This window comes from bacterium (genome assembly GCA_023135785.1).
Classification (GTDB): Bacteria; CAIJMQ01; CAIJMQ01; order CAIJMQ01; family CAIJMQ01; genus CAZNJA01.
Genome location: JAGLSL010000083.1, coordinates 1 through 8,234, shown reverse-complemented (window position 1 = coordinate 8,234; position 8,234 = coordinate 1). Strand labels below are relative to the sequence as shown.

Annotated in this window: 6 protein-coding genes and 1 pseudogene; 6 read left to right on the top strand and 1 reads right to left on the bottom strand. The window is 38.2% G+C overall.

What is annotated here, in order from left to right; genetic code table 11:
* Positions 1-118: 118 nt before the first annotated feature.
* From KAS42_06055 to KAS42_06045, 3 genes and pseudogenes are all read left to right on the top strand, one after another.
* Positions 119-2,023 (top strand): hypothetical protein, encoded by a 1,905-nt coding sequence (locus tag KAS42_06055; GenBank protein ID MCK4905780.1) that lies wholly within the window; start codon positions 119-121, stop codon positions 2,021-2,023.
* Between the two features lie 108 nt (positions 2,024-2,131).
* Positions 2,132-2,369, top strand: a pseudogene (locus KAS42_06050) (hypothetical protein).
* Positions 2,370-2,383: 14 nt separating this feature from the next.
* The gene (locus KAS42_06045; GenBank protein MCK4905779.1) at positions 2,384-2,602 is read left to right on the top strand and encodes a DUF2283 domain-containing protein; all 219 of its coding nucleotides are present in this window, start codon (positions 2,384-2,386) and stop codon (positions 2,600-2,602) included.
* Here the strand turns inward: KAS42_06045 and KAS42_06040 are convergent.
* Positions 2,585-4,465 (bottom strand): U32 family peptidase, encoded by a 1,881-nt coding sequence (locus tag KAS42_06040; protein MCK4905778.1) that lies wholly within the window; start codon positions 4,463-4,465, stop codon positions 2,585-2,587. The two genes, KAS42_06045 and KAS42_06040, sit on opposite strands and share 18 nt — an antisense overlap.
* A 312-nt stretch (positions 4,466-4,777) precedes the next feature.
* Between KAS42_06040 and ilvB the strand changes: the two genes are divergently transcribed.
* The 3 genes from ilvB (at position 4,778) to sppA (ending at position 8,131) form a co-directional block, all read left to right on the top strand.
* Positions 4,778-6,448 (top strand): biosynthetic-type acetolactate synthase large subunit, encoded by a 1,671-nt coding sequence (gene ilvB, locus KAS42_06035; protein ID MCK4905777.1) that lies wholly within the window; start codon positions 4,778-4,780, stop codon positions 6,446-6,448.
* A 221-nt stretch (positions 6,449-6,669) separates the two neighbouring features.
* Entirely contained in the window at positions 6,670-7,176 is a 507-nt protein-coding gene (gene ilvN / locus KAS42_06030; protein ID MCK4905776.1) for an acetolactate synthase small subunit, read from the top strand.
* On the top strand, positions 7,169-8,131 hold the full coding sequence (sppA, locus tag KAS42_06025) for a signal peptide peptidase SppA (protein MCK4905775.1): 963 nt from the start codon (positions 7,169-7,171) through the stop codon (positions 8,129-8,131). Before ilvN ends, sppA begins: the two co-directional genes overlap by 8 nt.
* Positions 8,132-8,234 lie beyond the last annotated feature (103 nt).

Sequence of the window (8,234 nt, the reverse complement as noted above, 5' to 3'; positions counted from 1 at the left end):
AAATAACAGACCCGAGAGATTATTTCCCTCAAGATAAAAAATAAAAGAGAATATAGATCTTAATTTGAGTGGTGTGATAAAATATAAAGGCTTTTAAAAGGGGTCAAGACGAGAAAATATGAAGAAAATGGCCAACGAAAGTTTTTTAGGGATAATATCGGCAGTGATAATATTATTTTCAGTGTTGTTATTCCCAACCATGGCATTTGCTCAAATTGCCAAACCTCTTGGCGCCATAGAAAGAATTCAAGCAGATTATAAAGCCCAGAATATAACGATTGACGAATACATACTTTATAAAGCGTGGGCGGTTTTTAAACCCGAAAAGTTAGCAAAAACGGGATATGTCTTGTCCCAAAGAGATGCAAAATTCAGAAAAAGCGGCACGTCAATGATATTGGAGATAAAAAAGAACTGGGATAAGTTAAGCCCGGAAACACAAGATATACTTAAATGTAATATTCTTTTAAGGCCTGACGACGGTTTAGGGGTATGTGATGATGTCATTATTGATCCTTTAGCCTCAAGCATTGATTCTACACATTTTAAGGTGCATTACACCACTACGGGAGACCATGCCGTTACGGTTGGTTATGCGCAAAACATATCCGACTATTTCGAAGATACTTATGATACTGAGGTAACGGCTCTGGGGTATTCAGCTCCGCCGAGCGATGGAACAGAAGGTGGAGACGCAAAATACGATGTCTATATTTATGACTTAGGCACCGGATTATATGGATATGCGTGCCCGGAGGAATACCCGTTAACACCTTCCTACAGTTACATTGCGGTAAATATCGATTATAGTTGGGTCTCTGCGAATGATGATCCTGCAGGTGATGCAGTTGGGGCGGCGAAAGTTACCTCAGCTCACGAATTCTTCCATGCAATTCAATTTGGTTATGACGCAAACGAAGAAGTTTGGTGGATGGAAACAACAGCTGTTTATATGGAAGATGAGGTTTATCCTGAAGTAAACGATAACTATAACTACTTATGGCCTTGGTTTGAATACTGTGATACATTCGGTCTGGAAACATTAAATGGATGGCACGAATATGCAAACTTTATATTTGCTAAACATCTATCGGAAGGATTCACTGATACTATAATCAAAGAGATTTGGGAACAATGTCAGACAACTGACGGACTTAGTGCAATAAACACTGTTCTATTAACAAAAGGTTCTAGTCTTGCAACAGAATTTTCGAATTTTACCAAGGCTAATTTCTTCTTGGAGGATTTATATGCCGATGGAGCAGATTACAGAGCGGCTATCAACGCAACATGGAACCCGTTACTTGATACTACGTTTGACGGAGTATGGATTGAGTATGGATACAATGCAGTTACAGATGGAGCTGAAGTTACAATAAACAATAGTAGCGCAAACGATGGCGCATGGATGGATAAATGGGCGACGGATTATATTACTCTTGCGTTGTCCTCAAGCTCTGCGACTTACACTATCTCTTTCGATGGACTTGATGACACCACGGATTATTCGGTGAACTTAGTGACTGAGAAAGGAGCAGTAATTACTGACCATGTATTCTCTTTAGATGCTCAAAAAGACGGACAAGTAATTTTAGCTTATGATACATATACCAATGTGGCGTTAATTATAATGAATGCAGGTGATACAGACACAGCTAATCCTTCATGGGCAGTAACGATTACGCGTGAAGTTTCTTCGGACAGTGATTATGGTGGTGATGAGGGCGATAGTTTTAATAGTGGCGATGGATTTAGCGATGGTGAAGGCGGTGAAGGCAGTGGCGGAGGATGTTTCATAATCACTGCTTGTTATGAAACACCGATGGCGGATGAAGTTCAAACTTTAAGTGAATTTAGAGATGAATGTTTACTTACCAATCCTATCGGAAAAATCTTCGTGAGTGCTTATTATAAAGTATCTCCGCCAATAGCCGATTTTATAAGCAAACATTCTATGTTGAAAAATGTAGTGAGAGGGATATTGAAGCCTATAGTTTGGCTGGCAAAGGAATTTGAGAATTAGTAAGCGACAGTTTGAAGAATGAAGAGCAGGGAGAACATTATTACTATCTCTGCTCTTTTGTTTTGACCAAAAATTATTAACATACTAATATAAGCTAAAAGAAAAGATATGGAAGAGGTAACAAGATATTTTGAAAGCGAGATTCTAAGGAAGAGACCATATCTAACAATAGGAGTTATGTAGAAAGGTTATGCAACACCCTATAAAAAAAGAAGTTCAACCAGATGGACGTATTCGTTTTTGGGGAAAGGCAGAGGAATTGGAAGGAAAATATTTAAGAGTGGTTACATTGGAAGATGGTTTTACTATCCATAATGCTTTTATAGATAGGGGCTTTAAACCCTAAAGGAGGTGTTGGCTATGAAAATTAAATATTATAAAGAGACGGATTCTTTGTATATAGACCTAAGTGAAAAGAATAGCAAGGAATCGTTAGAAGTTACTCCTGGCATTGTAATTGATTTAGATGAAAATAATACTATTGTGGGAATAGATATAGATAAGGCAAGTCGGATTTTAAATCTTTCAAAATTTGAAGTTTCTGATTTTCCGTCAAAAAAATTAGTATTTTCTTCTTAATGGGGAGTGGTATATCCTCATTCCGCATTTATCACAGTTGAATTCCACGCTAAATTGTCGGCCGTCTTCATCTTCTAAGAACATTGCTTCAGTAGTGTCTGTCCGTTTTTTACCTTTGCATAATCCCAGTTCTTGCTTAATGCAGTATTTGGTGAACATTAATGCTTTGCCGTTTAAATCAATATTAGATTCAGCGGCGGGTTGGATTGTCTCTACACCGTGGCGTTCGTAAAACGCTTGAGCCTTTTTATTAAGCACATTACCCAAATAGCTTAATTGTTTTTCAGGGTAGGGGATATTATTGCCTTCTATTTTAATTTTATTTTGCACACGATTATTTTCGCGAACTTCTAAAAGTTTTTGAACAATTTTCCGTCTAAATTCATTCAATACCGATATAGGGAAGAAGTAAATCTCTTTGGTTTCAATCTTTACATCTTCGGCTTCAAAAATCGTATTTCCTAATTTTTGCAGTTGTGTAGTAATAGTTTGTTTGGCTGCTTCTTTTTTCTGCGCCAATGTTTTTTCAGTTTTGATTTCAACCGTTGCCTCATTATTGTCACAATCTTTGGCGATAAGCATTATGCCTTCAGTCGTATCGCGTAATATCAACGAAATGAGTATTTTTCTCTGTGCAGGATTTGTTTCAATCAGCTTATTAAATTCGTGGTCAGAGTTACGGTAAATTTTCATACCAGTGCGTATATTGTAAAGTTTTTGCGGGTATATATTTCCACCTTCAACATTATTAACGGTTGTTCCGTCAAGATTATTCCGTTCATCAAAAAAGCAAATGCCGTCACCGTTATGCAATTTACTTTTGCCCTCGATTGTGAATGTGTTTTTATCAACTTTTGATACAATACCTACAAATTCGCCTATGGATTTTGGCGTATTTATAGAGCCCATATTTTTACCCACGCACCAGTCCGCCACTGATGGGCGGTGCGGGATTTCACCTTTACCCGTAATACCATAATCGGTATAACCGCGGTTAAAGGTTTTATTTAAATCGGATTGAAAATTAAACGATACTTTTCCTGACGAACTCTTTTGTAATCCTTTTTTGGCAAGAATAGAATCTAATTTTTGTCGGTAGAATCCCACAACATTTGCTACATAGGAAATTTCTTTCAATCGTCCTTCTATTTTGAATACGTTAACTCCGGCATCAATAAGTTCTTCCAGTTTATCTGACAGATTTAGGTCTTTAAGTGAGAGTAGGTAGCGGTCTTTAACGATGGTTTTACCTGTTTTATCTTTCAAACTATATAATCTTCTGCACGGTTGTGCGCATACTCCGCGGTTGCCGCTTCGTCCACCGTTCGCATAACTCATATAACATTGTCCGCTTGCTCCCACACAAAGCGCTCCGTGAATGAAACATTCAAGCTCTATTGTCGTATGTTTTCGTATATCTTTAATCTGTTCAAGCGTCAATTCTCTTGCCAAAATTGCCCGAAAAAAACCAACATTCTGCAGAAACTTCACTTTTTCAAAAGACGCATTATTCATTTGCGTGCTGGCTATTAACGGTATAGGCGGTAAATCCAGTTCTAATAAACTCATATCCTGAATCATTAATCCGTCAATGCCGATTTTGTAAAACTGATTAATCATTTTTTCGGCGGCTGGCAGTTCATTGTCAAAAAGTAATGTATTTAACGCGACATAAACTTTGGCGTAGTATTGATGAGCAAATTCAACGACTTGTTTTATATCTTCAATACTATTACCTGCGGCTTGACGGGCGCTAAAACGCGGTGCTCCGATATATACCGCATCCGCTCCGCATTTGATTGCGGCGTTCGCTGTTTCAGTATCTTTGGCAGGAGCTAATAGTTCTATTTTTTTCTTATTCATTTTTAACTCTAAAAGAAATTAAAACCCATTGTACTCTGTTATAGAAAAATTCTCTAACAAGACAAACCCCGGGGGTTTACCCCGTTAGAAGTAAGTCTCGACGTTATTTGCCTCGCCTTTATCTCATCAAGGCGGGTATCGGGACTGCCCGCCATTGTATCCCTGCCTGCCAAATCTTAGCGGGCAGGAGTGGCGGGACTTCTAAACGGGGTTGAACCTTTTCGCTGTGCAGGGTATAATTCGCGGATATGTTCTAAAGACGGAACTATGTGTATGATTAAAAAAAGAAATTTCGGAAAGGGTAATAAAACAATGAAAATGACTGGCGCAAAAGCTATTATTGAATCATTGAAGAAAGAAGGGGTTGATACTATTTTCGGATATCCGGGTGGGACAGTTCTCCCTATTTTTGATGAGCTTTATGATGCACCTTTTAAGTTTATTTTAACGGGGCATGAGCAGGGTTCTGCTCATATGGCAGATGGTTATGCCCGCGCTACCGGGAGAGTAGGGGTATGTATTGCCACTTCCGGTCCTGGGGCTACGAATTTGGTCACAGGTATTGCTACTGCTTATATGGATTCGGTTCCTATGGTTGCTCTTACCGGACAGGTTCCAAGAAAAATGATAGGTAACGATGCGTTCCAAGAGGCGCCCATTACCGAAATAACAAAATCAATTACGAAACATAATTTTCTTGTTCAGGATGCGAATGAATTGCCTGAAATTATTAAGTCGGCGTTTCACATTGCTTCTTCAGGACGTCCGGGGCCTGTTCTTATAGACCTTCCCAAAGATGTGCAGATGGGAGAAATGAATTTCAGCTATCCAAGCAAGCTAAATTTAAAGAGTTACAAACCTGTTTTAAAAGGGCATATCGGACAAATAAATAAGGCTTGTCAGTTTATTGCCAAAGCAAAGAAGCCCGTTATATATATCGGTGGTGGCGTTATTATATCCGGCGCCCATCAACTTGTACTCAAGTTGGCTGAAAAAACTAAAATACCCGTTACTATGACGCTTTTGGGATTGGGAGGATTTCCTTCTGCGCATCCGTTATCACTGGATATGCTTGGTATGCACGGAACCAGATATGCCAATTATGCGATTATGGAATCGGATTTGATTATAGCCATAGGCGCAAGGTTTGACGACAGGGTAACCGGTAAAACTGAGTCTTTCGCACCGCATGCAAAGATTATACACATTGATATAGACCCGACATCGATAAGTAAATCGGTAGGAGTGGATGTTCCTATAGTTGGGGATGCTAAAGAAGTATTGAAGGAATTAATTCCCAATGTAAAAGCGCCTGATACTTCGGATTGGCTGAAAAAGATAAATGGATGGAAAAAGAAATATCCGCTTACATATAAAAAGGACAATAAATTAAGACCGCAATATGTTATAGAAGAAATTTACGATTTGACCAAAGGTAAAGCGATTATAGCTACTGAAGTGGGTCAGAACCAGATGTGGGCTGCTCAATTCTATAAATATAGCGCTCCTAAAACATTTCTTTCTTCGGGTGGATTGGGAACTATGGGATATGGGTTTCCTGCGGCTATTGGCGCAAAACTTGGTTGCCCTGACAAAATAGTATTTGATATTGCCGGTGACGGCAGTATTCAAATGAATATTCAAGAGCTTATAACAGCAGTCTCATATAAAATTCCTGTCAAAATAGCTATTTTGAATAATTCGTATCTGGGTATGGTCAGGCAGTGGCAGGAACTTTTCTATAAGAGAAGATATTCAGCCACCGACTTAAAGAGAAATCCCGATTTCGTGAAGCTCGCTGAAGCATACGGCGCATTGGGTATAAGAGTGAACAAGAAGAAAGATGTAAGAAGCGCCTTGCAAAAAGCGATTAAGAGTCCGCTTCCGGTTGTTATGGATTTTGTTATAGAAAGGGAAGAAAACGTTTCTCCGATAGTTCCGCCGGGAGCAGCGCTTGACCAGATGATAGGGGGGATGGCATGAAAAAAATCAAAAGTTAAAAATCAAAAGTTAAAAATGAAAAACCAAAAAGCAAAAATATAAAAACAGAAAAAACGAAAAAGAAGAAGGTAAAAGGAAAAACTAAAGGTAAAAATAGGAAATTTCAGAGGGAAAAAGAAAAAGTCGACAGTTGATAGTGTATAGCTTATAACTGAGGAGAAATTTATAGACTATCCACTATCTGAACAAAGTGAGGTAATAATATGAAAAAACATATAATATCTGTTTTAGTAGAGAATAAGTCGGGTGTTCTTTCCAGAATTGCGGCTTTATTTGCGGCTCGGGGATTCAACATAGATTCTTTAGCAGTTGGTGAAACGGAAAATCCAGAAGTTTCGCGTATGACCATTGTATCCGAAGGAGAAGAAAATGTTCTGGAACAAGTTGTAAAACAACTTAGACGACTTATTGATGTTATCAGTGTTTCAGACTATACAAAAAAAGGTCTTGATTATGTAGGTAGAGAATTAGTTCTTGTTAAGGTAGATGCTCCCGCTTCCAAGCGTTCAGAGATTATTGAAATTGTAGATATTTTTAGAGCAAAAACAGTAGATGTATCACTTAATTCGTTATCTATAGAGATTACCGGCACAGCAGAGAAAATTCAGGCGTTTTTAAATATTATGCATGATTTTAAAGTGAAAGAAATTGTGCGGACAGGTAAAATTGCCATAGTGCGCGAGAATCAAACCAATAATAATAATGAATAAAGAAAAAATATTTCCCGCAGTTATTTTAGTGTTTTTTATTCTGTCTTTAATTGCGGCAAGTTTTCTTATTGTTAATGTCCCTGGGAAAAAATTTTCAAACTTTCACACGGATGTCAAAGGATTTGCTCAAACAAGAGAAAATATTGCCGTAGTCAATATATATGGCCCTATACAAATTCAAACCAGCGGGTTTTTGGGATCATTACCCTCAGGAGCCGATTATACGGTTCAGGAATTAAAAAGATTACGAAACAATCCGAATATTAAAGCTGTTGTTTTAAGAATTAATTCGCCGGGCGGGTCTGTCGGCGCGGTGCAAGAAATATACAGTGAACTTTTAAAATTAAAAGAAAGCGGAAAAAAAATAGTTGCTTCTCAGGCAGAAGTATCAGCTTCTGGCGGATATTATCTGGCGGTTGCTTCGGATAAAATTGTCTCAAATCCCGGAGCTATAACCGGAAGTATCGGGGTTATTATCTCTATAACCAATGTTGAAAAGCTTTTCGAGAAAATCGGCGTTGGGGTAGAAGTAATTAAATCCAAAGAACTTAAAGATATAGGTTCAAGCATGCGGGCAATGACCGATGAAGAGAGGGAAATTTTAAAAGATATGGTGGATAGCGCTTATCAACAATTTTTGACTGCAGTTAAAAAAGGCAGAGGCGCGGTAATGACTGAAGAAAAAATAGAAGAAGTGTCTGACGGAAGAATTATGACAGGTGCGCAGGCAAAAGAAATAGGACTTGTTGATGAATTGGGAAATCTTGAGGATGCTATAAATATTGCCGCTGAACTTGCAGGAATAAAGAAAGACGATATAAAAGTTTTCGAGGAAAGAAGGGACTGGAAAAAGATGTTGATGCAACAGTTAGGAACTAAAGCCTCTAATCCCTTTAGTAGTTTCTTGCCTCCCCAAACAGGACTATTCGAATATCTTTGGGTTCCGGAATACTGAGATGATTAATAACCAATCTTTGAAAAAATAGTAATAGGTAATGGTAACAAAGAATATTTAAAATTCGAAGCACTAAATCTCCGATGGAGTCCGACACTACGTG

Bases quoted from the DNA above. Each gene is read 5' to 3' on its own strand.
- KAS42_06055 (MCK4905780.1), top strand. From the start codon at position 119: ATGAAGAAAATGGCCAACGAAAGTTTTTTAGGGATAATATCGGCAGTG.
- KAS42_06045 (MCK4905779.1), top strand. From the start codon at position 2,384: ATGAAAATTAAATATTATAAAGAGACGGATTCTTTGTATATAGACCTA.
- KAS42_06040 (MCK4905778.1), bottom strand. From the start codon at position 4,465: ATGAATAAGAAAAAAATAGAACTATTAGCTCCTGCCAAAGATACTGAA.
- ilvB (MCK4905777.1), top strand. From the start codon at position 4,778: ATGAAAATGACTGGCGCAAAAGCTATTATTGAATCATTGAAGAAAGAA.
- ilvN (MCK4905776.1), top strand. From the start codon at position 6,670: ATGAAAAAACATATAATATCTGTTTTAGTAGAGAATAAGTCGGGTGTT.
- sppA (MCK4905775.1), top strand. From the start codon at position 7,169: ATGAATAAAGAAAAAATATTTCCCGCAGTTATTTTAGTGTTTTTTATT.